Raw genomic sequence first — 24,627 nt, 5'->3', positions numbered from 1 at the left:
AGTGGACACGATTGCCAGTCTTTTCAGCTTTATCACCACACCTGTCTCGTGGATCATCGTCCAGTTCCACTCGCTGTACGGGAAGATCTTCGGTCCCGACACGGGCTGGGCCTGGGGTCTGTCCATCGTGTCCCTGGTGATCCTGATCCGTATCTGCCTGATCCCGCTCTTCGTGAAGCAGATCAAGGCGACTCGTGGCATGCAGACGCTGCAGCCCGAGATGAAGAAGATCCAGGAGCGCTACAAGAACGACAAGCAGCGCCAGTCCGAAGAGATGATGAAGCTGTACAAGGAGACGGGTACCAACCCGCTCTCCTCGTGCCTTCCGATCCTGGCGCAGTCCCCGTTCTTCTTCGCCCTGTACCACGTGCTCAACAGCATCGCGACGGGCAAGACGATCGGCGCGATCAACGAGCAGCTGCTTGACAGCGCCCGTCAGGCCCACATCTTCGGTGCCCCGCTGGCCGCCAAGTTCACGGACAGCGCCGCGAAGCTCGCGGACCTGGACGCGACGGCCACGAACGTCAAGATCGTCACCGCGATCATGATCGTCCTGATGTCGGCCTCGCAGTTCTTCACGCAGCGCCAGCTGATGACGAAGAACGTCGACATGAGCGTGAAGACGCCGTTCATGCAGCAGCAGAAGATGCTGATGTATGTCTTCCCCGTCATGTTCGCCGTCTTCGGTATCAACTTCCCCGTCGGTGTCCTCGTCTACTGGCTGACCACCAACCTGTGGACCATGGGCCAGCAGATGTACGTCATCCGCCAGAACCCCACCCCGGGCAGCAAGGCGCAGGCCGCCTTCCTGGAGCGTCTGCAGACCAAGCTGGTGAAGAACGGCGGCGAGAAGCTTCGCCGCGGTGAGAAGAACATCATCAAGGCGATCGTCGCCAAGGGCCGCGACCGCAATGACAACGAGCGCAAGTTCATCAACGGTCTGAGCAAGGCCGGTCTGGCCGCCAGCGCCGAGGGTTTGGTGGCGAAGAGCGAGAGCTCCGTGGCGGTGCTCGACGGTGATGACGAGTCGCCTTCGTCCGGACAGCCCAAGCGTCAGCAGCCCAAGCGTCAGTCCAAGTCGCAGCGTCAGTCCGCCGCCGCTCAGCAGGCGGCGAAGAGCGACGAAGAGGCCAAGACCTCGCTGACGAAGTCCGATGACGCGCAGGACGCCAAGCCCAAGACCTCTGCCAAGCCGGCCGCTGCCAAGCAGCAGCCCTCCGCCGGTGCCCGCAGCAAAGCCAAGTCCGGACAGCGCAAGGGCCCGCAGCGGCCCAAGCACCCGTCCAAGAAGTAAGAAGGAGTTCTTCCGTGACGGACGGCACCATCACCGAGGCCGCCGCCGAGGCCGGCGACACCCTCACCCGCCTCGAGCAGGAAGGTGAGATCGCAGCGGACTACCTCGAGGGTCTGCTCGACATCGCCGATCTCGACGGCGACATCGACATGGACGTCGAGGCCGACCGCGCCGCCGTGTCGATCATCAGCGACGCCGGCGGCCGCGACCTGCAGAAGCTGGTCGGCCGCGACGGCGAGGTCCTCGAAGCGCTCCAGGAGCTGACCCGGCTCGCGGTCCACCGCGAGACCGGTGACCGCAGCCGCCTGATGCTGGACATCGCCGGCTACCGGGCGAAGAAGCGTGCCGAGCTCTCCGAGATCGGTGCCAAGGCCGCGGCCGAGGCGAAGAGCTCCGGCGAGCCCGTGAAGCTCAAGCCGATGACGCCGTTCGAGCGCAAGGTCGTGCACGACGCGGTCAAGAGCGCCGGTCTGCGCAGCGAGTCCGAGGGCGAGGAGCCGCAGCGCTTCGTCGTCGTACTGCCTGCCTGATCGGTCCCTCGGCCTGATCGGTCCTGCGGTTTTCCCGGCCCCGTCTGTTCGCAGACGGGGCCGGTCTTTGTCAGCCTGATAGTGAGCCCCTGAGCGCGGCCAGCGCGTCAGCACGGTATTGCGGTACGGAAGGACGGTTCCCGTGACGGAGACGTCAGAGGTCCCCTCGTCAGAGCTCCCCCCGGCTCCCGAGCAGGCCCGAGCGGTCTTCGGCGAGCGCTTCGACGACGCCGTCCGGTACGCGGAGCTGCTCGCCGACGCCGGCGTCAAGCGCGGCCTGATCGGCCCCCGCGAGGTGCCCCGCCTGTGGGAGCGGCATCTGCTGAACTGCGCGGTGCTCTCCGAGGTGGTGCCGGAAGGCGTCACGGTCTGCGATGTCGGCTCCGGTGCCGGCCTGCCGGGCATCCCCCTGGCGCTGGTCCGCGAGGACCTCAAGATCACGCTCCTCGAGCCGCTCCTTCGCCGTACGAACTTCCTCACCGAGGTCGTCGAGCTGCTCGGCCTCGACCATGTGACGGTCGTCCGTGGACGCGCCGAGGAGGTCCTGGGCAAGCTGCCGCCTGTGCATGTCGTCACAGCCCGCGCCGTGGCGCCGCTCGACCGGCTCGCCGCATGGGGCGTGCCGCTGCTTCGGCCGTACGGCGAGATGCTGGCGCTCAAGGGCGACACCGCCGAGGAGGAGCTCAACGGCGCCAAGGCCGCGCTCGCCAAGCTCGGTGCCGAGAAGACCTCGGTGCTGCAGGTCGGCGAGGGCATTGTGGACCCGCTCTCCACGGTCGTACGGGTCGAGGTCGGCGAGAGCCCGGGCGGTGTGCGCTTTGCGGCGAAGCGGGCGAAGGCGGCGCGTGTGGGGCGCTCTCGGCGTCGACGCTGAAGCCGGCGCTGACGTAAAAGTGTGATCGGTTGACGTTTTGGCGCGCTGATCCGTCCTGATGACGAGCCATAGGCCACACAAGCTGCCAAACGTACGCACGTCGGAGTGTCGTGCACTGCGGTTCGCGGCGCCTCGGCATCGTGTTTCACGTGAAACGTCGCTCACTGCTCCACGGGATCATCAGCCGCAGCCGTAGTGCCGCGCCTCGTGATCGCAAACCCCCCGAGAGGGGGATGGAGTTCTCCACAACGGAGGATTCATCCACAGAAGACCGGGCCTCGCTGGTTCACGACCCCGAAGGCATGGGAGGCTCTGTTCATTGCGAGCCTGAAGTCGAGGAGAGTGAAGCCTTGCGGTCCGACGCCAACATCGCGGGACCGATGACCGATCCGGTCCCCGGTCCCCGTACCGAGTCAGCAGGGGAGGATGTTTCACGTGAAACACCGTCCCCGATGGACGACACTCCGATTGGTCGTGCTGCCCAACTGGCGGTCGAGGCCTTGGGCCGAGCCGGCGAGGGGCTGCCACGCCCTGAGCAAACACGTGTCATGGTCGTCGCCAACCAGAAGGGTGGCGTCGGCAAGACCACGACCACGGTCAACATGGCCGCTTCGCTTGCCCTGCACGGGGCCCGTGTCCTGGTGATCGACCTGGACCCGCAGGGCAATGCCTCCACGGCACTCGGTATCGACCACCACGCCGAAGTCCCCTCCATTTACGACGTGTTGGTGGAGAGCAAGCCGCTCTCCGAGGTCGTCCAGCCCGTGCCGGATGTGGAAGGTCTCTTCTGCGCTCCCGCCACCATCGATCTCGCCGGTGCGGAGATCGAGCTGGTGTCCCTCGTGGCGCGGGAGAGCCGGCTGCAGCGGGCCATCCAGGCCTACGAGCAGCCGCTGGACTACATCCTCATCGACTGCCCGCCCTCGCTCGGCCTGCTCACGGTCAATGCGATGGTGGCGGGCAACGAGGTACTCATCCCGATCCAGTGCGAGTACTACGCGCTGGAGGGGCTCGGCCAGCTGCTGCGTAACGTCGATCTCGTACGAGGGCACCTCAACCCCGCCCTTCACGTCTCGACGATCCTCCTCACCATGTACGACGGCCGGACCCGCCTTGCCTCCCAGGTGGCGGACGAGGTGCGCAACCACTTCGGCAATGAGGTGCTGCGGACGAGCATTCCCCGGTCGGTGCGTATCTCGGAGGCCCCGAGTTACGGACAGACGGTCCTGACTTACGATCCGGGTTCCAGCGGTGCGCTCTCGTACCTCGAAGCCGCCAGGGAAATGGCCCTGCGCGGTGCGGTCGTGGGTGCACAGAACGAACAGAGCATGGCGGAGGGGATTTAGTGAGCGAGCGACGTAGAGGACTGGGGCGCGGACTTGGCGCGCTGATTCCCGCGGCTCCTACTCCGGAGAGCTCTTCGGCCGCGAATGGGGCGTCGTCGCCCTCCGCGGTGCCGGTGCTCACCGCGGAGCGCGGGGTGGCCGCTGCCAAGGTGGCCACGCTGCCGCCGGGCAATGTTTCACGTGAAACGGAGCCGCCGTTCGAGGTCGAGAGCGTCGGCATCGAGCCGCAGCAGGTAGCTGGTGCCCACTTCGCCGAGGTGCCGCTGGACTCGATCACGCCCAACCCGCGCCAGCCGCGTGAGATCTTCGACGAGGACGCCCTCGCCGAGCTCGTGACCTCCATCAAGGAAGTCGGGCTCCTCCAGCCGGTTGTCGTTCGGCAGTTGGGCCCCGAGCGCTACGAGCTCATCATGGGTGAGCGGCGCTGGAGGGCCTCCCGTGAGGCGGGCCTCGAGCGGATTCCCGCGATCGTGCGCGAGACGGAGGACGAGAAGCTCCTCCTGGACGCCCTTCTCGAGAACCTCCACCGGGCGCAGCTGAACCCGATCGAAGAGGCCAACGCGTACGAGCAGTTGCTGAAGGACTTCAACTGCACGCACGACCAGCTGGCCGACCGGATCGGGCGCTCGCGTCCCCAGGTCTCCAACACCCTGCGTCTGCTGCGGCTCTCACTGGCCGTACAGAAGCGCGTGGCGGCCGGTGTGCTCTCCGCCGGCCATGCGCGTGCGCTGCTGTCCGTGGAGGACACGGAGGAGCAGGAGCGTCTCGCGTACCGGATCGTGGCCGAAGGACTCTCGGTGCGTTCCGTGGAAGAGATCGTCCAGCTGATGAGCGCCGACCAGAAGAAGGCGCCCAAGAACAAGGGCCCTCGGGCTGGAACGCGCCTTTCGCCGGCGCTCACCAGCCTTGCGACCCGGCTGTCGGATCGCTTCGAGACCCGGGTGAAGGTCGACCTGGGGCAGAAGAAGGGCAAGATCGTCGTCGAGTTCGCCTCGATGGAGGATCTGCAGCGGATCCTCGGCACGCTCGCCCCTGGAGAAGGGCCCGTCCTTGAGGGCTCCCTGCCGGAGGACGACGAATCCGAGAGCTGATCCCAGCCTGTCCTGAAGAGCGAGCCGTGTCCGGAATGTTCGGAACACGGCTCGCTCTTTGCTTTATAGGCGTTTCGCGGCAATCGCAGGGTGGATACGATGCGATCGGGTATCGCGCATCCACCCGACAGCACCTCAGGGAGAGGGAGGCGGGGGCCATGCGTACGGTGAGCCGCACCGGGTTGGTGACCGCGGGACTTGGCCTGGGGGCCGTCGGCGGATTCGTCGGCAGTCTGCTCAGGGAACGGAGCGCGCTCACCGCAGCACGAGTCGCGGCAGGCGAAGGAAGTGAGGAACTGCCTTCATGGGGCGTCGGCTCGTACCGCTCACGCTGGACAACCTCCCGGACCTTCCCAAGCGCTGCCGATCATGCGTCTTCTGGGAACTGGATCCGGTCAGCGGCCAGGCCGCGGTAAGGGCAGGAACCCCGGAGCTGGAGAAGGAAGCCTGGATCTCCGCCGTGCTTCTGGAGTGGGGCTCCTGCGGTCGTGTGGTCTACGTCGACGAGGTCCCGGTGGGCTTCGTTCTCTACGCGCCGCCGGCTTATGTGCCCCGCTCGACCGCTTTCCCGACGAGCCCTGTGGCGCCGGATGCCGTGCAGCTGATGACCAGTTGGATCACCCCCGGATATCAGGGGCAGGGCCTGGGTCGGGTCATGGTGCAGACCGTCGCCAAAGATCTGTTGCGCAGGGGCTTCAAAGCCATAGAGGCTTTCGGGGATGCCCGTTGGAAGGAGCCGGCGTGTGTGCTCCCCGCCGACCATCTGCTCGCGGTGGGCTTCAAGACGGTGCGTCCGCATCCGGTGCATCCGAGACTGCGTCTGGAGCTGCGTACGACGCTCTCGTGGAAGGAGGACGTCGAGCTGGCCCTCGACCGTCTCCTCGGCGCCGTGCAGAAGGAGCCGGCGCTGCGGCCGCTGTGAATCGTCCGCAGCAGTTCCACGAAACAAGGGCCGCCCCGAAGGGCGGCCCTTGTTTCACGTGAAACATCGTCCTGCTGTGACGCCTCAGGACTGCGGCGGTCAGGCCTTGGTGGCCTCGTCGCCGATGAAGTCCTCCAGGTCGCGCACGATCGCGGCCTTGGGCTTGGCGCCGACGATGGTCTTGGCGACCTCGCCGCCCTGGTAGACGTTGAGCGTCGGGATGGACATGACGCCGTACTTGGCGGCCGTCGCCGGGTTCTCGTCGATGTTCAGCTTGACGATCTCGATCTTGTCGCCATGCTCCGCGGCGATCGCCTCGAGCGACGGGGCGATCTGGCGGCACGGACCGCACCAGGCGGCCCAGAAGTCCACCAGTACGGGCTTGTCGCTCTTGAGCACGTCCTGCTCGAAGGAGTCGTCGGTCACGTTCTTCAGGGTGCCGGCCACGCTGGGCTCCTTAACTCGGTACTGCGGTGGGGGAGGTTGAGGTTCAGACGGTCGCCGCGGCGGCGGTCTCGTTGTCCGCGAGGGCAGCGAGGAAGCGCTCGGCGTCCAGGGCGGAGGAGCAGCCGGTGCCGGCCGCAGTGATCGCCTGACGGTAGGTGTGGTCGACGACATCGCCGGCCGCGAAGACGCCCGTGAGGTTCGTCCGCGTGGAGGGAGCGTCCACCTTCAGGTAGCCCTCCTCGTCCAGGTCGAGCTGGCCCTTGAAGAGCTCGGTGCGCGGGTCGTGGCCGACCGCGATGAACAGACCCGTGACAGGCAGCTCGGAGGTCTCACCGGTCTTGGTGTTGCGCAGGGTCAGACCGGAGAGCTTCTGCTCACCGTGGATCTCGGCGACCTCGCTGTCCCAGGCGAACTTGATCTTCGGGTCGGCGAACGCGCGCTCCTGCATCGCCTTGGACGCCCGCAGGGAGTCACGGCGGTGCACGATCGTCACGGCCTTGGCGAAGCGCGAGAGGAAGGTCGCCTCCTCCATCGCGGTGTCGCCACCGCCGACCACGGCGATGTCCTGGTCCTTGAAGAAGAACCCGTCGCACGTGGCGCACCAGGAGACACCGCGGCCCGACAGCGCGTCCTCGTTCGGCAGACCGAGCTTGCGGTGCTGGGAGCCGGTCGTGACGATTACGGCCTTGGCGCGGTGCACCGTGCCGGCCGTGTCGGTGACGGTCTTGATGTCACCCGTGAGGTCGACGGCCACGACGTCGTCCGGGATCAGCTCGGCGCCGAAGCGCTCCGCCTGGCCGCGCATGTTGTCCATGAGCTCGGGGCCCATGATGCCGTCCTGGAAGCCCGGAAAGTTCTCCACCTCGGTGGTGTTCATCAGCGCACCACCGGCGGTGACGGCGCCCTCGAACACGAGCGGCTTCAGCGACGCGCGCGCCGTGTAGAGCGCCGCCGTGTAACCGGCGGGCCCGGAGCCGATGATGATCACGTTACGGACGTCGCTCACGGGTTGATTCCTCGTCTCTGCGGACTGACTGCCTACTGCCTCAGGGGAGTCCTACCGGGACTCTCACCCCACCCAACGGATCCTACGGGGCTTGCATTCCCGCCATGACCGCGTACGGGGTGTGTTCCTGAGTCAGGGCCTCCGCGGAGCCTTGAGTTCCGTGGCGCGCAGGCGTGGGCGAGCGTCAGTTCCGCGGGAAGGAGGTCTCGAGCAGAACCTTGCCCGTGGCCGTGGACTGGTCCTCCTTGAGGCACGCGGCGTCCACCACATAGGCGGAGACACGGGTCGTCTGCGAGGCGTGCGGGAGCACCACCAGATAGGCCGGCGCACCCTTGTACGTCCCGTCCTCCGCGGCCAGGGGTTCCTCGTCGCGGGCGATGGCCCGGGCGATGCACTCCGGAACTCCCGGGACGTCCTTGGTCCTGGGCGTGGTGGGAGTCTCACCCGAGGTGGAGTTCGCTCCGACGGAGGCCGACTCGGCGCTGGTCCGAGAAGCCACCAGGGTTGCCACACGCGTCTTGAGGTCGCCCCCGGAGAACTTCTCCGTGGCTTGCGTGCCCGGCCCTTGGTCACTGCCGTCCGGCAGGAACACGAGCGTGCCGATTCCGACGGCGGCAACGGTGGCGAGGGCGCCGAGCGCGGCGACCGCCCCACGGCGGCGTCGTCGTGGCGCATTGCTTCGCCCCGGGCCCGTGGCTCCTCGCGGATGGCCTCCAGGGCGCTGCGAGGGCGATGTTTCACGTGAAACATCGGCTGACGCGTCTGGCGCGGGTGCTGTTTCACGCTCGCTGTGGCTCTGCGTTTCACGTGAAACATCGAGCAGTACTTCTGTCGCCAGCGCCGCATCGATCCGCGCGGCCACCTCGTCCGGCATACGCGTCTCCGTCGGCAGCGTGCCGAGCAGAGCGCGGATCTCCTCCAGTGAGGCCTGCACATCGGCGCACAGGACACAGTCTTCGAGGTGCCGACGTACCACAGCAGAGCGTGAGGCCGGCAGCAGTCCTTCGGCGAGATCGGAGAGCTCCGAGACTTCCGGGTGCTCGGCCGTGCCGGTCGTGGATGTCACGCTCGCCCACCTCCGCCCTTCACGGCTGCTGAATCGCCCGTTCCCGTATCCCGTGCTTCTGCTGCCGGTGGGACGGATGTCCCCTCGGTCCGGTTCCTTCCGGACTCCGGCTGCTCGGTGATTCTTTCGCCGCCGTCTCTCGAGGGGCCTGCGTCGCGGTCCCTCTCGGTGCCGACCCGCAGATGGCTGAGGAGGGGCAGCAGACGCGCTCTGCCGCGGGCGCAGCGGCTCTTCACGGTGCCGGTGGGCACATCGAGGATCCGTGCGGCCTCGGCCACGGGATAGCCCTGCATATCCACCAGGACGAGCGCGGCCCGCTGATCGGCCGGAAGTGTGCCGAGGGCCTCGATCAGTTCACGGTGCAGATCCTGGCGCTCGGCCGGGGCCGCGGCCGACTCATGCGGCTCGAGCAGCTGCTCCAGGCGCTCCGTGTCGTCGACCGGTGAGGTCTTACGGGAAGCGGCCTTGCGCGCACGGTCCAGACAGGCGTTGACCGTGATGCGGTGCAGCCATGTGGTGACCGCGGACTGTCCTCGGAAGGTGTGTGCGGCGCGATAAGCGGAGACCAGCGCGTCCTGCACCGCATCCGCGGCTTCCTCACGATCCCCCAGCGTGCGCAGCGCGACAGCCCACAGGCGGTCCCGATGGCGCCCGACGATCTCCCCGAACGCCTCCGGGTCCCCGGCGACATGGCGGGACAGGAGGTCCTTGTCGCTCATGTCGCCGTAGCCGGCGTCGTGCACGTGGAACCCCCTCCCCCCGGAGAACCTCAGCCGCTGAACTTCACGTCCGTGATGCCCTGCTTGTAGCCGGCGTTGCTGTAGCCGTCGCGCTCCGCGTGCGGCAGTGCCGTCAGCCAGAGGACGACGTACCGCGTCTTCACCGGGTCCTTGGCCTCCACCTTGGCAGAAGTGCTCTGGGTTTTGGTCTTGGTCCCGATCTGCTTCAGGCCCTCCACCGAACCGGGTGACAGCGAATCCGCCGCGTAGAGCGAGACGGCGGTGTGGTCGCCTCCGAAGCGGAGCTTTATCGAAGCCGCCGAGACGTTCTGCTCCGAGCCGAGGTCGTACACGATGCCGACACCGGGCTTTATCTTCATCTCGGGGCCGTCGAGGAAGGACTTGGTCCGCCAGTACGAGGACGTGTCACCGTCGTAGGTCTTGCCGACCTCGCCGGGAGCCTGTGCGCTGCCCGAGACGACGAGTTCCTCGGCGTCCTTGATGCTCAGCGGCTTCGGTGCCGCTTGCTTGCCGTCGCCGTTCTCCTCGGACTGCTGGCTGGTGCCGGGGTCACCCGAGCCGCCGCGTTCCATCAGAGCGTCCGCGAGCTGCCAGCTGCCGAGGCCGAGGGCGGCGATCAGCAAGGCGGAGACGCCCCACTTGAGGGCCTTGCCGGTACGGCCCTCAAGCGGCTGCGGCGGTGCGGGCACGGGCTGAGTTGCACCGAGCAGCTGCGCACGGCCGTAGCTGCCCTGCTGGTACGTCGTGCGCTGGTACTCAGGAGCGGCGGTGAACGCCGGCTCCGGCGGCTTGATCCGGGGCAGCTCCGCGACCGCCTTGGCAAGCTCCTCCGGAGTGGTGCAGGGCTGCTCCAGGCGCGAGGCGGTGGCCCCGTCGTTCACCAGGGCGCGCATCGCGAGCTCGGACAGGCCCCGGTGGACGCCGGCGCGCACCTGGTCCGGGGCGATCCGTCCCGCGTCCTTGGGGAGCCCGCTCAGGCCGTAGGCGTCGACCTCGTACGGCCAACGCTGGGTCAGCGACGCGTAGAGCAGTGCACCGATCGCCTCGGTGTCGTCACGCTGCGGGGTGTCGGACTTGATGCCGCGCAGCGCGGCGTTCACGGCGAGACCCCGGATGCGGTACTGCCCGGTGGAGCTGCGCAGGACGGCGCTCGGCGTCAGGCGCAGATGGGCGAGCCCTTCGCGATGAGCCGCTGCCATGGCCTGGGAGAGCTGGCTGACGAGCTGGTACGCGTCATGCGGCTCAAGCGGTCCGGCGGCGAGCAGGGAGGTCAGCTCGGTCGCGTCGGGCAGCCACTCGTGCACGACGTAGACGAGGTCGTTCTCCTCGACCGCGTCCAGGACCTGGACAAAGCGCGGGTCGCCGAGCAGTGCCGAGGAACGCGCCGCCGAGAGGACGGAGCGGGCGCGCGGGTGGTCGGCGGGCAGGAGATGGACCCCGACGGCCCGGCGCAGCTTCTCGTCCACGGCGCGCCAGCTGCTGAATCCGTCCAGACGAGTGACGCACTCTTCGAGGCGATAGCGTCTGGCGAGCTTGTGACCGCTGTGCAGTTCGGGGGTGCGGACCTGGGGCTGCGTAGCCGCGTCCGCGTTCTGGGTGTGCTGGGTGCCTTCGTCGGCAGCCTTGTGCTCGTGCTGCTCCGCCTCGTCGGCCGTGGTCTGGTCCGCCTGCGTGGTCAGCGGTTCGTCCCCGCCGCCTGCTGCCACGTCGACGGCAGCCGTGCTCCGTTCCGCCACCGTCGTTCCTGCCTCCCCATCCGTTGCACGCTGTCCGACGTCAAGCCCAATTGTGCCCACACTCCGACGCTATGCACGACACGCGGGTACCGCCGAGGGTTGCCCCTCAGCGGTCCGGTTCTTCGAATGTTCAGCGACCGAGACGTCCGCGGACCATTCCGACCATCGCGTTCATCTCCTCGATCCGCATCCGGCGGGCGGCCACGAAGAACACTCCGAGCAGTACGGCGAAGCCGACGATCAGCGCGGTGAGCGAGCCGAGGGCACCATTGCCCAGGGCCTGCATGATCGCGTACCCAGCGGCGCCGCCGAGAATCGCGGCCGGCACGGATGCGATGCCGAGACGGGCATAGGTACGCAGAATGTGGGAGCCGTCGAGGTCCCCGCCGAGCTTCGCGCGCAGTCGCTTCCAGGCGACGCCCACGCCGATCGCGTAGGCCAGTCCGTACGAGGCGGCCATACCGGTGACGGCCCAGCGGTCGGGCAGCAGGAAGTAGCAGGCAGTGGAGGCGACCGCGTTGACCGCGGCCACGATCACCGTGTTGTAGAAGGGCGTCCGCGTGTCCTCGTACGCGTAGAAGGCACGCAGGACGACGTACTGGACGGAGTACGGGATGAGGCCGAGGCCGAAGGCCATGAGCATGTAGCCCATGGAGGTCGCGGCGCTGCCACCCGCCGAGCCGAACATCAGGGTGCACATGGGCACGCCGAGGGCCACGAAGGCGAAGGAGATCGGGACGATCGCGACGGCCGTGGTGCGCAGGCCCTGGGAGATGTCGTCGCGGACCGCGCCGGTGTCGTTCTCGTGCGCCGAGCGGGAGATCCGCGGCAGCAGAGCGGCCATCAGGGAGACGGTGATGATCGCCTGCGGGAGGCCCCAGATCAGCTGCGCGTTGGCGTACGCGGCGAAACCCGTGCCGTCCTTGAAGCTGCCCGAGGCGGTGGCGAGCTGCGTGACGACGATCGCGCCGGCCTGGTTGGCCAGGACGAAGAAGATGGTCCACTTGGCGAGCTTGGCGGCCTTGCCGAGGCCCTGGCCCTTCCAGTCGAAGCGCGGCCGCAGCTTGAAGCCGGCCTCCCGCAGATACGGGATCATCGCGAGCGCCTGGACCACCAGGCCGAGGAGTACGCCGACGCCCAGGAGGCGGACTGCCTCCGTCGGGATGGAGTCGACCGTCATCCTGCTGGTCTCGGCCGTGCCGTACACCCACAGGAACATCGCCAGGGTGGCGATGATGATCACGTTGTTGAGGACCGGGGTCCACATCATCGCGCCGAACCTGCCGCGCGCGTTGAGGATCTGGCCCATCACCACGTGGATGCCCATGAAGAAGATCGAGGGCAGGAAGAAGCGGAGCAGGGTGACCGCGACATCGTTCGCGGCGGGGTTGTTCGCCACCTCGACCGACAGCGCGCGGATCAGCAGCGGCGCGCAGAACATGCCCGCGAGGGTCAGGGCACCGAGCGCCACCATCACCAGCGTCAGCAGACGGTTGGCGTAGGCCTGGCCGCCGTCCTCGTCGTCCTTCATCGCGCGGACGAGCTGCGGTACGAAGACCGAGTTCAGACCGCCGCCGATGGTGAGGATGTAGATCATCGTGGGCAGCTGGTACGCGACCTGGAATGTGTCGGCGAGCAGACCGAGGCCCAGTGCCGACGCGATCAGGATCGAGCGTACGAAGCCGGTCAGACGCGAGACCATCGTGCCCGCGGCCATCACGGCGCTGGACTTCAGCAGCCCCGAGGCACGGCCGCCCTTGGGCGCCGCTGTGGCGGCCGGTGGAGGCGGCGGGGGCGAGGCCGGGGCAGGGATCAGAGGGTCGGGGCCTGGGCGGCCGGGAACGCCGCTCTGCGGTGCGCCGTAGCCGTGCTGCTCGCCGCCGGGGTGGCCGGGCTGCGTGCCTTCGTACTGGCCGTGCTGGTCGCCGCCGTACTGAGCGTGCTGGTCGCCGTTCGGCGCCTGCTGGTCACGGTAGAGCCCGCCGGTCCCCTGCTGGTCCCGGTACAGATGCGCGAAGGCGTCCGGTGCGGAGCGCTCCTCGCCCGCCTGCGTCACGAGATCGTCCACGCCCACGAACTGTGTCGTGCGCACGTCGTCGCCGTACGGGAACTGGCGGGACAGACCGTCCGGCTCGGGTGCCGGGGTCTGGGCCCAGACGCGCGGGTCCGGCGCGTACTGCGCGGCGGGGGGCGGGGCGTAGAGCTGCTGCGGGTCCGGATAGGTGCCCGGAGGCGGCGGAGGGTGCGAGGCGCGGTCGTAGAGCGCCTCGGTCACCGGGTCCTGCGCGGAGAGGTCCTGCGCACGGTACGGGTCCTGGTCGTAGGCGTCCTGGACGTACAGGTCCGGAGCGGGCTGCTGCATTTCCGGGGTGGGCTGCCCGGGCGGGAACTGCCCGCCGGTCGGATCGCCGCCGCTCGCGCCCTGGCCGCGGTCACCGTCGTACGGCGCGTTCATGCTTACCCCACCTCATCGGTCCCACGGCCCACCGGCCACATCATCGCTCAACGGTCCACTCTCTCACCCGTCCCGGACGGGTCCGTGCTTTCCGTGGAGGTGTCCGGTGTCGGGTCACTCGGCTGCTCCGGTTCCGGGCCGCCCTCGTCCGGGCCTGCGCCGTCGTCGGTGCCGTTGTCCGTGCCGTCGTCGGGGCCGTCCGAGGAGCCGCCGTCCTGTTCCTCGGCCCGGCGGGCGACGATCCGCTTGCGCCGCTGGTACATCCGGAACCCTGCCAGGACCAAGAGGAGGAAGCCACCGGCGATCACCGCGAGGACCGTCGCCGGCACCTCGGTGACCTTGACGGTGAACGGCACAGGATCGCCGTACTCCTTGCCGTCCGCGGTGACGAGCTGGGCGACCACGTCGACCGGTCCGCTGGCGTTGGCCGTGGTGGAGAACTTCAGCGACTGGGCATGGCCCCCGGCGACCTCCACCTCCTGCTCGGCGTACCTCTCGCCGTTGATCTTCAGGCGGTTGGGCTTCGTCGAGGTCAGGCGGACCCGGAGGTTCTCGACGCCTTGGGCGAGGTTGTTCTGCACGGTGACGGGGATGGTCGCGCTGCGGCCGGAGAGCTTGGCTTCCGACTTCTTGATCAGGGCGACCCCGCCGGTGAGGTCGTCGAGATACTTGAGGACGCTCTTGCGGTAGGTGTGGGCTTCTTCCGGCAGGCCGCGCCACGAGGTGGACAGCGCGCGGTCGATGGCCCGGCCGAACGGGACGACGACCCGCTCGGGGCGGGTCAGGATGACCTTGAAGTCATTGAGCTGACTCTGGATCTTCCTGATCTCGTCGAAGCCCGACAGCGGCATCTCCTGCTTGCGCAGAGCGGCCGGGTACGCGTCGGCGGACGGCACCTCGGTGGTGGCGCCCGGGTCCGGCTTCTCCTTCGCCGCGCTGATCAGGTTCTCGGACTGCGACCAGCCGCCCGCATCCTGTGCCCTGATCGCGGTGGCCATCGTCATGGCCTGTGCGGTGGTGGGCATGCGCTGCGGGGCGACCACGATGCTGCGCTGCTTCTCGGGGTCCTGAAGGTTGATCATCAGGCTCTGGGCCAGGAACTGCTGTGTGGCGAGCGTGGACTTCTCCGCGCTCGTCATATCGCCCTGGAAGGCCTTGGAGAGCCGGGAGTCCGCGACCACGGCCGTGGTGCCGTCACCGATGGGGCGGGCGGCGCTCGGCGTATAGGGGAGGTTGCCCGTCTCCTGGAAGCTGTCGTTGCGCGCGATCACGTTGCTCGCGCCGGCCGACGTGGCCGTGTTGACGATCTTCGGGTCGACGGCGCCCTCGGCCGGCCAGGCGAAGTCGGTGTTCGGCTTGATGTGCAGCAGGGTCTCGAGCGTCTTCACGGCCGCTTCGGTGGCGTCCTTGAGATGACCGAGCGACTCCGTCCCGCCGCCGTGCGCCATGGACGCGAGATCGGGGTCGGCGAAGGGGAGGGCGACGACCTTCTCGTCCTGCACGGCCTTGATCAGGGAGTTCAACCAGTTCCGGGCGATCTTCTGGTTGTCCTCGTCGCCCGCGACGACCGTGTCGTCGGGGCCCTGCACGTTGTACGGCTGCGCCATCAGCGCCGCGGACGCGACGAGATCCGGGTCGATGACCCAGGTGACGGGGAGGGTGCTGCCCTCGGAGACCATCCGCTCCAGGCGCCCGCCTGGAGCGATCTCCTTGATCAGGCTCTCGTCCTTGAAGACCGGGGTCTGGTTCGCGTCCGAGGCCGACTCGGCGGTCAGATGCGTACGGGAGATCAGCGGCCACATGTAGCTGACCTTGGTCTGCGTGTCGGCACCATCGGGCTGCCAGGGCAGGAAGGTCCGCTCGATTCCGAGGATCTGGTTGAACTGGGACTCGGTACGGCCGGTCAGCGCGACGCCGAGCTGATAGACACCTTCGCCGTCGAGGTCGAGCTCCTTGACGGGGATGCTGAGCCGGAAGTCCTGGGTGCCGTGGGGCGCGATCTTCTTGAACTTCTGCAGATACTCGTCGCCGCCGACCACCAGGCCCTCGGCGCCCGTCACCGTCCCCCCGTTCTTGGCGGCGGAGTCGATCTGCGTACGGCTGCTCAGCGACTGGCCCAGGCGCAGCGCCAAGGAGGCGTCGGTGACCGTCTGAGCGCTGTTGTTCTCGAGCTTGCCCGTGATCGTCAGGGTGTCGCTCTCGGACGGGATCTGGGGCTCGAAGGAGTTGATCGCCACGGAGACGGTCTCGGGGCCCGTGGGCTCCGCCTTCACCGCTGCCGGCTGTCCGCTCGCCACCTCCGCGGCCGCACCGGCCGGCTGCGCGAGCAGCCCGGCCAGCAGAGGCAGTCCCACCAGGGAGGCTGCTGTGCGCCGCAGCCACCGGCGGGCAGGTGAGGGAGTCATCCCCTGGAAGTCTGCCGCCTCGGCCACGCGCTCGCCCGTCCCTCGTCGTCGTCAGTGGTCGTCTTTCTGCGTCCCCGCATGGTAACGATGCGAACTGTGGCCGAGTGCCGGGGACTGCTCCACATGAAACCGGGAAGCCTGGGCGGTCGCGGCCACGTACCCTTTTCTGTTGTGCCGAACGCCAATGAAGACAACCTCAATGCACTGAGCCAGGTGCAGCGCCGCGCAGTGAGTGAACTGCTGCGGGTGTCCCCTGTCGCCGACGATCTCGCGCGCCGCTTCCAGGAGGCCGGGTTCACACTCGCGCTGGTCGGCGGCTCGGTGCGGGATGCGTTGCTCGGACGGCTCGGCAACGACCTGGACTTCACCACCGATGCCCGCCCCGAGGACGTACTGAAGATCGTGCGGCCGTGGGCGGACGCCGTCTGGGAGGTCGGGATCGCCTTCGGCACGGTCGGCTGCCAGAAGAAGGGGAAGGCCGGTGACGTCGAGCAGGACTTCCTGATCGAGGTCACCACGTACCGCTCCGAGGCGTACGACCGGACCTCTCGCAAGCCCGAGGTCTCCTACGGCGACTCGATCGAGCAGGATCTCGTACGCCGGGACTTCACCGTCAATGCGATGGCCGTCGAGCTTCCCGCGAAAGAGTTCGTCGACCCGCACGGCGGCCTCGAGGACCTTGCCGCGCGTGTGCTGCGGACGCCCAGCACGCCCGAGGAGTCCTTCTCGGACGACCCCCTGCGGATGATGCGGGCCGCGCGTTTCGCCGCACAGCTGGACTTCGAGGTGGCGCCCGAGGTGGTCGCCGCGATGACGGCCATGGCGGACCGCATCGAGATCGTCTCGGCCGAGCGCGTACGGGATGAGCTCAACAAGCTGATCCTCTCCGCGCACCCGCGCAAGGGACTCACGCTGCTTGTCGACACCGGCCTCGCCGACCATGTGCTGCCCGAGCTGCCGGCGCTGCGTCTGGAGCGCGATGAGCACCACCGCCACAAGGATGTCTATGAGCACTCGCTGACGGTTCTCGAGCAGGCGATCGCGCTGGAAGAGGACGGTCCCGATCTCACGCTGCGGCTTGCGGCGCTGCTGCATGACATCGGCAAGCCGAAGACGCGGCGCTTCGAGAGCGACGGCCGGGTCTCGTTCCACCACCACGAGGTGGTCGGCGCGAAGATGACAAAGAAGCGGATGCTCGCGCTCAAGTACTCCAACGAGCTGGTGAAGGACGTCACCCGGCTCGTGGAGCTGCATCTGCGCTTCCACGGCTACGGCACCGGCGAGTGGACGGATTCGGCTGTACGTCGGTATGTACGCGATGCCGGACCGCTGCTGTCGCGGCTGCACAAGCTGACGCGCTCCGACTGCACGACGCGGAACAAGCGCAAGGCCGCGGCGCTTTCGCGGGCGTACGACGGTCTGGAGGAGCGGATCGCGCTGCTCCAGGAGCAGGAGGAGCTGGACTCGATCCGGCCCGATCTGGACGGCAATGACATCCAGGAAGTGCTCGGGGTCGGCCCGGGCCCGGTGATCGGGCAGGCGTACAAGTTCCTGCTGGAGCTGAGGCTCGAGAACGGGCCGATGGAGCGGGATGCGGCGGTGGCTGCGCTCAAGGAGTGGTGGGCCACGCAGGGCTGAGGCTCGGAGCCAGTGAGAACGGGGTCATGTTTCACGTGAAACATGACCCCGTTTCACACACTGATGGGCGCGATGTTTCACGTGAAACATCGCGCCCATCAGTGTGCGGGGTGTGGGTTACTTGTTGTCGCCCAGGCAGAGCACGAAGGAGTCCGAGCCTTCCTGCCACGTCAGGGTCGCGGTGGTCTTGTCCTGGACCGACGTGCAGGCGAGGCTGGCCAGCGTCGAGCCGTCCGCCTTCTTCAGGACGGTGTGCGTGGCCTTGGAGTCGGAGCAGTCGAGCTTCTCGACGGAGGCGTTGCTGTCCGTGCCCTTGTTGCGCAGGCAGTCGCCGACCGCCAGCTTCTCGGCGTCATCCCCACCCACAACGAGGTACGCGATACCGGCCACGAGCAGACCTGCGATCGGAAGGCCGAAGCGCAGCACCTTCTTCAGGCCGCCGCCGCGAGGCGCCGGAGGCGGGACAGGCGCGCCACCCTGATTGAAGTAAGGGGAGGGCTGCTGAGGGACCCCCTGCGGAGCCGTCGGCTGGCCGTACGGGTTTCCGCCCTGCGGCTGCTGGCCATAGGGGTTCTGCCCCTGGGCGAACGGGTTCTGGCCCTGCGGCGGCGGAGTGGTCACGTGGGGGTCCCCCTCGAACGAGTGCCTATTGGCGTGGAATTGACGCTCGTGAAGTTATCGGGAACCGGTGACAACTCTGAAGCCCAGAGAGGCTCTGTGGCACTGATGTGACACTTACTGCACCTCATATCGGTACATGGCGGCTGTAGTTGCCGCGTAGAGCAGCGCGACCGTGACCACCAGCGTCACCGACTTGCCGTCCGGCGGCAGGATCAACGCCGCCACGGCCGCCGCGCCCACGAACGCCACGTTGAACAGCACGTCGTAAACGGAGAAGATCCGGCCACGGAAGCCGTCGTCCACCGCGGCCTGCACGGTGGTGTCCGTGGCGATCTTCGCGCCCTGCGTGACGAGCCCCAGGACGAAGGCGGCGACAAGTATCGGCGCGGGGGCGAACGGCAGCCCAAGTGCCGGTTCCAGTACGGCTGCCGCGCCCGCACAGGCCACGATCCACCCGGCCGGCCCGAGCCGCCCCACTGCCCAGGGGGTCATCACGGCCGCGGCGAAGAAGCCCGCGCCCGACACCAGGACCGCGACCCCGAGCAGGGCGAGCCCTTCGGATTCGCGGGAGGTCCATGCGTACCGGCAGAGCATCAGCACCATCACGGAGAGCGCGCCGTAGCAGAACCGCATGGCGGTCATCGCCGCCAACGCCCGTGCCGCAGGCCGTCGTTCGGGCTCGAGCAGATGTCGTATGCCGGCGGTCAGCCCTCGCACAGTGGAGGCCACCGCGGCGCCGATGCGGGGCTGCACCAGAGAGGGCTCGGGGCCGAGGAGGTCGCGCGTGAACCGTATGGCGACGAGGGCCGAGCAGAGGTAGAGGACGGCGCCGAGCAGCACCACCGCCGCATCGGAATCGGCGACGAGGATCCGTACGACGAAAGCGAGGCCGCCGCCCGCGGTGGCCGCCAGGGTGCCGGCCGTAGGGGAAAGGGAGTTGGCGATGACGAGGCGCTCGCCGTCGACGACACGGGGCAAGGCGGCCGAGAGGCCGGCCAGGACGAAGCGGTTCACGGCGGTGACGCAGAGGGCCGAGGCGTAGAAGAGCCAGTCCGGGACGCTCAGCAGGATCAGCACGCCGGTGACGCAGGCCAGGCATGCGCGGAGCAGGTTCCCGTAGACGAAGACCTGGCGGCGCGGCCAGCGGTCGAGCAGGACGCCCGCGAACGGGCCGATGAAGGAGTACGGAAGCAGCAGCACGGCCATGGCGGAGGCGATGGCCGCGGCCGAGGTCTGCTTCTCCGGTGAGAAGACGACGTACGTGGCGAGCGCGACCTGGTAGACCCCGTCGGCGCCCTGGGAGAGGAGTCGTACGGCGAGCAGGCGGCGGAAGTCCCGGAAGCGCAGCAGCATGCGCAGGTCACGTACGACGGCCATGGTCACAGCCTCACACAAGGAGAAGGCCCCCGGTTCGCAGAATGTGTGCGAACCGGGGGCCTCAACAGCCCTCAGGGGATGGGTGTTTCACGTGAAACAGATGGATGTTTCACGTGAAACAGTCGCGGAGCCTGGGCTCAGCGCTCGACCTCGCCCTTGATGAACTTCTCGACGTTCGCGTAGGCCTCGTCGTCGAAGTACTGAACCGGCGGGGACTTCATGAAGTACGAGGACGCCGACAGGATCGGGCCACCGATGCCGCGGTCCTTGGCGATCTTCGCGGCGCGCAGGGCGTCGATGATGACACCGGCCGAGTTCGGGGAGTCCCAGACCTCGAGCTTGTACTCGAGGTTCAGCGGAACGTCGCCGAACGCGCGGCCCTCGAGGCGGACGTACGCCCACTTGCGGTCGTCGAGCCACGCGACGTAGTCGGACGGGCCGATGTGCACGTTCTTCTCGCCGAGCTCACGGTCGGGGATCTGCGAGGTGACGGCCTGCGTCTTGGAGATCTTCTTGGACTCGAGGCGGTCGCGCTCGAGCATGTTCTTGAAGTCCATGTTGCCGCCGACGTTGAGCTGCATGGTGCGCTCGAGACGGACACCGCGGTCCTCGAAGAGCTTCGCCATCACGCGGTGCGTGATGGTGGCGCCCACCTGCGACTTGATGTCGTCACCGACGATCGGCACGCCGGCCTCGGTGAACTTGTCCGCCCACTCCTTCGTACCGGCGATGAAGACCGGCAGAGCGTTGACGAACGCGACCTTGGCGTCGATGGCGCACTGCGCGTAGAACTTCGCAGCGTCCTCGGAACCGACGGGCAGGTAGCAGACGAGGACGTCGACCTGACGGTCCTTGAGGATCTGGACGACGTCGACCGGGGCCTCGTCGGACTCCTCGATGGTCTGTCGGTAGTACAGGCCCAGGCCGTCGAGGGTGTGACCACGCTGGACCTGGACGCCGCTGTTCGGGACGTCGCAGATCTTGATCGTGTTGTTCTCGCTCGCGCCGATGGCGTCCGCCAGGTCGAGGCCGACCTTCTTGGCGTCCACGTCGAACGCGGCCACGAACTCCACGTCACCGACGTGGTAGTCGCCGAACTGCACGTGCATCAGACCCGGGACCTTGGCGTCCTTGTCGGCGTCCTTGTAGTACTCGACGCCCTGCACGAGCGAGGCGGCGCAGTTGCCCACGCCGACGATGGCTACGCGAACCGAACCCATTCCGGTTGCTCCCTGTGTGTACGAGGTGAGGCCCACTCACGGACCTCACTTGCTGGTGTCGTCGGACGGATCCGGCCGGGTACTGCCCCCGTGCCGGGGCAGGCCGCCCGTCTCTCCTGATGTGTCCTGCTGAGCGCCGCTCCCGGGCGCGGACCTGCGGTCCCGTCCCGCTCGCTCGCTCTCGATGAGCTCGTTCAGCCAGCGCACTTCGCGCTCCACGGACTCCATGCCGTGCCGCTGCAGCTCGAGTGTGTAGTCGTCCAGGCGCTCGCGGGTGCGGGCGAACGAGGCGCGCATCTTCTCCAGGCGCTCCTCGAGCCGGCTGCGGCGGCCTTCCAGGACGCGCATGCGTACGTCTCGCTCCGTCTGTCCGAAGAAGGCGAAGCGGGCGGCGAAGGTCTCGTCTTCGTACGCATCCGGGCCGGTCTGCGAGAGCAGTTCCTCGAAGCGTTCCTTGCCGTCCGCCGTCAGCCTGTAGACGATCTTGGCTCGGCGGCCGGTGAGGGATGCCGCGAGGGCGTCCTCCGGAGTGCTGCCCGGTTCCTCGATCAACCAGCCGTTGGCGACCAGCGTCTTGAGGCAGGGGTAGAGCGTCCCGTAGCTGAAAGCCCGGAAGACCCCCAGAGACGTGTTGAGTCGCTTGCGCAGCTCATAGCCGTGCATCGGAGATTCCCGGAGCAGTCCGAGGATGGCGAACTCGAGGATGCCTGAGCGCCTGCTCATACCTCGCCACCTCCGTACATTCCGGGTCCCCAAGGACTCTTTATGCCGTGCTGATGTATCGAGTCGATACATCAGCACGATAGAACGGCCCTCGGGATGCGACAAGAGGGGGGTGGGTGAACGGCGTCACATCACTGATTCACAGCAGGCAAGTTGCCTGATTTGGGGTGAACTTCAGGACCTGGCGGGTTTTGACGGTGCGTAGTCTGTGCGCCATGCATTTCACCGAGAGCCACGAGACCCACGAGGGTCGGGGGACGCCTGTGGACGTCGTGGCACCGGATGCTGTGCGGATGAGCCCGGGGAGGGGCCTGTCCGTACTACGGGGGGACTGGAACTCACCTGCCGCCTTCAGGCGTGGGGTACCACGCCTGCCCGAGGAGTAGTCGTTCGATGAGCGAGCACCGTCGCAAGCCTCCGCAGTCGCACGGTGGTGGACGTGCAGCGGCACGGCGCGGCATGACAGGTTCGTCAGGCCGGCGCGCAGCGCCGCGGGGATCGTCTGGATCCTCTTCCTCGTACGGGGCTTCGGCCTCGTCGGGTATGTCGGGTACATCTGATACGTCCGGTGAGGATCGCCCCTGGGGCGGCCGGGCCGAAGCGCGGCGAGCCGCGCAGCGCTCCACGGGTGTCGGCGGCGGCGGTGGCCGGCGTCGGGCGCCCGAGGGCGGTGGCCGCGGTGGTCATGGCGGCGGTGGCGGCCGGCGTGGCGGCTCCGGCGAGGCCGGAGGGCCGGGGCGTGGCCGGGGCCGTTACGAGCCGGGCAAGAAGCGTTGGGTCGACTATCCGCGGTCGGACCGCGACGGCCTGAAGCGGTTCGTGCCGTCCTGGAAGCAGGTCACGGGCTGCCTCATCGGCTTCTTCGGGATGATGGTCGCGGCCGCGGGCATCGCCTACTCGATGGTGGAGATCCCCAAGGTCGACAAGGTCGCCAACAACGAGAGCAACGTCTTCTACTGGGACAACGGCAAGCAGATGGCGTCGACCGGCGGTAAGGAGAACCGCCAGATCGTCGACATCGATCAGATCCCCACCGAGATGCAGAACGCGGTGATCGCCGCGGAGAACGCCAGCTTCAGGACCGACAGCGGCGTGGACCCGATGGGTATCGCCCGCGCCGCGTTCAAGATGGCCACGGGCGGCGAGACGCAGGGTGGTTCGACCATCACCCAGCAGTTCGTGAAGAACACCTACCTGGACCAGAGCCAGACGGTCTCCCGTAAGGCCAAGGAGCTCTTCATCTCCATAAAGGTCGGTACGCAGATGTCGAAGGACGACATCCTGGCCGGCTATCTCAACGCCGCCTATTACGGGCGTAACGCCTACGGCATCCAGGCCGCCTCGCAGGCCTACTTCGGCAAGAACTCCCTCGATCTGAGCCTCAGCGAGAGCGCCTTCCTCGCCTCGGTCCTCAAGGGCCCGAACCTCTACAACCCCGATGGTGGTGTGGGACCCAGCGCGACCAAGCAGCTCAACGAGAAGCGGGTCGAGGCGCGTTGGAAGTGGACCCTCGACCGCATGGTGGAGGTCGGCAAGCTCAGCCAGGCGGAACGGGACAAGGTCACCGAGTTCCCGACGATAGTGGAACGTAAGTCGCCGCTTGCCGGGCAGACGGGGTATCTCCTCGACATCGCGAAGCAGGAAGCCGCGAAAAAGATGGAGATCTCGATCGAGAACCTCGACAAGGGCGGCTACAAGATCTACACGACCTTCAACGAGAAGAAGGTCAAGGCCCTGGAGAACGCGGTCGACAAGACCCGCAAGGAACAGGGCAAGCGCATGGACAAGCTGGTCCAGTTCGGCGGCTCCTCCATCGACCCGAAGAGCGGCCAGATCAAGGCGGTGTACGGCGGGGCCGGTTACGACAAGGGCTATTACGTCAACAACGCGCGCACCACGGGTGTGCCGGTGGGGTCGACGTGGAAGCCGTTTGTGCTGGCTTCGGCGATGGAGGACGGGACGCAGGAGAGCGGCGGGGAGGGCATCTCCCCGATGAGCCGCTACCTCGGTGACGACAACACCATCATCAAGGACCAGAACGGCGACCCGATCCCGAACGGCAAGGGTGGGCCCTTCCGTCAGCAGAACGAAGAAGACGGCAAGAAGTACGGGCTCGTCACGTTGAAGTTCGCGATGGAGAAGTCCATCAACGTGCCGTTTGCGCAGCTGGGTATCGACGTCGGGTTGGACACGACCCGCAAGACGGCAAGGGCACTGGGAATCCCGGAGAACAGCTTCGACACGGGCAACATGGACAACGTCTCGTTCTCGCTGGGTACGTCCACGCCGGATGCGGTCGCTTTGTCCAGCGCGTACGCGACCTTCGCGGCCGAAGGGGAGCACTACGAGCCGTACTCCGTCACCAAGGTCGTCAAGGACGAGACGGAGCTGGACGGGTTCCAGAAGCCCACGGGCAAGGATGCCCTTGACCCGGATGTCGCCAACGGCGTCACCGAGGTCCTGGAGAACGTCGTCCAGAACGGTACGGCCAAGCGCATCGCCGACATCGGCTTCCCGGCCGCCGGCAAGACCGGTACCACCGACGACAACCTGTCTGCGTGGTACGCCGGTTACACGCCCGAACTCTCCACGGCGATCGGTGTGTTCCGCTCCGACCCCGAGGAGGGCAAGCTGCTCCGTATCACCGGCGACGCCGGTGACTCGATCCACGGTGGTGAGGTGCCCGCGCAGGTCTGGAAGGACTACATGCTCGAAGGCACCGAGGGCGAGGATCACGGCGAGTTCACTGACGCCCCCGAGATCGGCGAGATCGTCGGCAAGCCGACCCCGTCGCCCACGCCGACGCCGAGCGAGGATGTCGACCCCGACCCGAAGCCGTCGCATGGGAAGCCTGAGCCTTCGCCGTCGATCGATCCCTCCCCGTCCTGCGCCGACTGGGACCTCATCTGCCAGTCCAGTGGCGGCCAGAACGGCGGTCAGGACGGTGGTCAGGACACCGGAGGCACCACCGGCGGCGAATCCTCACCGCCGCCCACCACCGAGGAACCAACCGGCGGTAATGGCAACGGCAATGGGAACGGTTGGTTCGGAGGAACCGGGTAGGCCACTCAGGCCGGTGTGTTTCACGTGAAACACACCAAGGCGACCGTTTCACGTGAAACACGGGCCGCCGCAC

The 24,627-nt window shown here is 67.6% G+C and carries 19 protein-coding genes; 8 read left to right on the top strand and 11 right to left on the bottom strand.

The genetic code is table 11. The annotated features are described in order from the left end of the window. Nucleotide 1: 1 nt before the first annotated feature. The 6 genes from yidC to G6045_RS09580 all read left to right on the top strand — a co-directional run bounded on the left by yidC (nt 2) and on the right by G6045_RS09580 (nt 6,057). On the top strand, nt 2-1,294 hold the full coding sequence (yidC, locus tag G6045_RS09605; RefSeq protein ID WP_165331436.1) for a membrane protein insertase YidC: 1,293 nt from the start codon (nt 2-4) through the stop codon (nt 1,292-1,294). A 14-nt stretch (nt 1,295-1,308) separates the two neighbouring features. Then, the gene (locus G6045_RS09600) at nt 1,309-1,824 is read left to right on the top strand and encodes a Jag family protein (protein WP_165331435.1); all 516 of its coding nucleotides are present in this window, start codon (nt 1,309-1,311) and stop codon (nt 1,822-1,824) included. Nucleotides 1,825-1,942: 118 nt separating this feature from the next. After that, a complete protein-coding gene (rsmG, locus tag G6045_RS09595) occupies nt 1,943-2,698 on the top strand; it encodes a 16S rRNA (guanine(527)-N(7))-methyltransferase RsmG (protein WP_165331434.1) in 756 nt (251 codons plus the stop codon). 302 nt (nt 2,699-3,000) lie between these two features. Beyond that, nucleotides 3,001-4,044: a ParA family protein gene (locus tag G6045_RS09590; RefSeq protein ID WP_235967747.1), complete on the top strand. Its 1,044-nt coding sequence runs from the start codon at nt 3,001-3,003 to the stop codon at nt 4,042-4,044. Further along, complete coding sequence (locus tag G6045_RS09585; protein WP_165331432.1) at nt 4,044-5,135, top strand: ParB/RepB/Spo0J family partition protein; 1,092 nt, start codon at nt 4,044-4,046, stop codon at nt 5,133-5,135. The genes G6045_RS09590 and G6045_RS09585 overlap by 1 nt, the downstream gene beginning before the upstream one ends. Nucleotides 5,136-5,439: 304 nt before the next feature. After that, nucleotides 5,440-6,057, top strand: coding sequence for a GNAT family N-acetyltransferase (locus G6045_RS09580; protein ID WP_165331431.1), 618 nt, complete (start codon nt 5,440-5,442; stop codon nt 6,055-6,057). Nucleotides 6,058-6,156: 99 nt separating this feature from the next. Here the strand turns inward: G6045_RS09580 and trxA are convergent, their stop codons facing one another. The 7 genes from trxA to G6045_RS09545 form a co-directional block, all read right to left on the bottom strand. Continuing rightward, nucleotides 6,157-6,504 carry a thioredoxin gene (gene trxA / locus G6045_RS09575; RefSeq protein WP_165331430.1) on the bottom strand — a complete coding sequence of 116 codons (348 nt, stop codon included), beginning with the start codon at nt 6,502-6,504 and terminating at the stop codon, nt 6,157-6,159. A 43-nt stretch (nt 6,505-6,547) separates the two neighbouring features. Then, nucleotides 6,548-7,510, bottom strand: coding sequence for a thioredoxin-disulfide reductase (gene trxB / locus G6045_RS09570; RefSeq protein ID WP_165331429.1), 963 nt, complete (start codon nt 7,508-7,510; stop codon nt 6,548-6,550). 184 nt (nt 7,511-7,694) lie between these two features. Next, on the bottom strand, nt 7,695-8,576 hold the full coding sequence (locus G6045_RS09565) for an anti-sigma factor family protein (protein ID WP_165331428.1): 882 nt from the start codon (nt 8,574-8,576) through the stop codon (nt 7,695-7,697). Next, the gene (gene sigM / locus G6045_RS09560) at nt 8,573-9,295 is read right to left on the bottom strand and encodes an RNA polymerase sigma factor SigM (protein WP_165331450.1); all 723 of its coding nucleotides are present in this window, start codon (nt 9,293-9,295) and stop codon (nt 8,573-8,575) included. Before sigM ends, G6045_RS09565 begins: the two co-directional genes overlap by 4 nt. Before the next feature lie 50 nt (nt 9,296-9,345). Beyond that, on the bottom strand, nt 9,346-11,052 hold the full coding sequence (locus G6045_RS09555; protein WP_165331427.1) for a protein kinase family protein: 1,707 nt from the start codon (nt 11,050-11,052) through the stop codon (nt 9,346-9,348). 130 nt (nt 11,053-11,182) lie between these two features. Beyond that, nucleotides 11,183-13,507, bottom strand: a complete 2,325-nt coding sequence (murJ, locus tag G6045_RS09550; RefSeq protein ID WP_165331426.1) for a murein biosynthesis integral membrane protein MurJ — start codon at nt 13,505-13,507, stop codon at nt 11,183-11,185. Between the two features lie 47 nt (nt 13,508-13,554). Continuing rightward, nucleotides 13,555-15,939, bottom strand: coding sequence for a DUF6049 family protein (locus tag G6045_RS09545; protein WP_165331425.1), 2,385 nt, complete (start codon nt 15,937-15,939; stop codon nt 13,555-13,557). Nucleotides 15,940-16,083: 144 nt separating this feature from the next. Here G6045_RS09545 and G6045_RS09540 point away from each other — a divergent pair, with 144 nt between their 5' ends. Next, nucleotides 16,084-17,550, top strand: a complete 1,467-nt coding sequence (locus G6045_RS09540) for a CCA tRNA nucleotidyltransferase (protein ID WP_165331424.1) — start codon at nt 16,084-16,086, stop codon at nt 17,548-17,550. A gap of 117 nt (nt 17,551-17,667) precedes the next feature. Here the strand turns inward: G6045_RS09540 and G6045_RS09535 are convergent, their stop codons facing one another. The 4 genes from G6045_RS09535 to G6045_RS09520 all read right to left on the bottom strand — a co-directional run bounded on the left by G6045_RS09535 (nt 17,668) and on the right by G6045_RS09520 (nt 21,491). Next, nucleotides 17,668-18,171 (bottom strand): LppU/SCO3897 family protein, encoded by a 504-nt coding sequence (locus G6045_RS09535; RefSeq protein ID WP_165331423.1) that lies wholly within the window; start codon nt 18,169-18,171, stop codon nt 17,668-17,670. A gap of 114 nt (nt 18,172-18,285) precedes the next feature. Beyond that, the gene (locus G6045_RS09530) at nt 18,286-19,548 is read right to left on the bottom strand and encodes an MFS transporter (protein ID WP_165331422.1); all 1,263 of its coding nucleotides are present in this window, start codon (nt 19,546-19,548) and stop codon (nt 18,286-18,288) included. Between the two features lie 137 nt (nt 19,549-19,685). Next, complete coding sequence (locus G6045_RS09525; RefSeq protein ID WP_165331421.1) at nt 19,686-20,768, bottom strand: inositol-3-phosphate synthase; 1,083 nt, start codon at nt 20,766-20,768, stop codon at nt 19,686-19,688. Between the two features lie 45 nt (nt 20,769-20,813). After that, the gene (locus G6045_RS09520; protein ID WP_165331420.1) at nt 20,814-21,491 is read right to left on the bottom strand and encodes a PadR family transcriptional regulator; all 678 of its coding nucleotides are present in this window, start codon (nt 21,489-21,491) and stop codon (nt 20,814-20,816) included. A gap of 393 nt (nt 21,492-21,884) precedes the next feature. Between G6045_RS09520 and G6045_RS09515 the strand changes: the two genes are divergently transcribed. Further along, nucleotides 21,885-24,554 carry a transglycosylase domain-containing protein gene (locus G6045_RS09515; RefSeq protein WP_165331419.1) on the top strand — a complete coding sequence of 890 codons (2,670 nt, stop codon included), beginning with the start codon at nt 21,885-21,887 and terminating at the stop codon, nt 24,552-24,554. Nucleotides 24,555-24,627 lie beyond the last annotated feature (73 nt).

This window comes from Streptomyces mesophilus (assembly GCF_011044995.1).
Classification (GTDB): domain Bacteria; phylum Actinomycetota; class Actinomycetes; order Streptomycetales; family Streptomycetaceae; genus Streptomyces; species Streptomyces mesophilus.
Note: the sequence above shows the minus strand (reverse complement) of the source record. Positions and strands in the feature narration are given on the sequence as shown.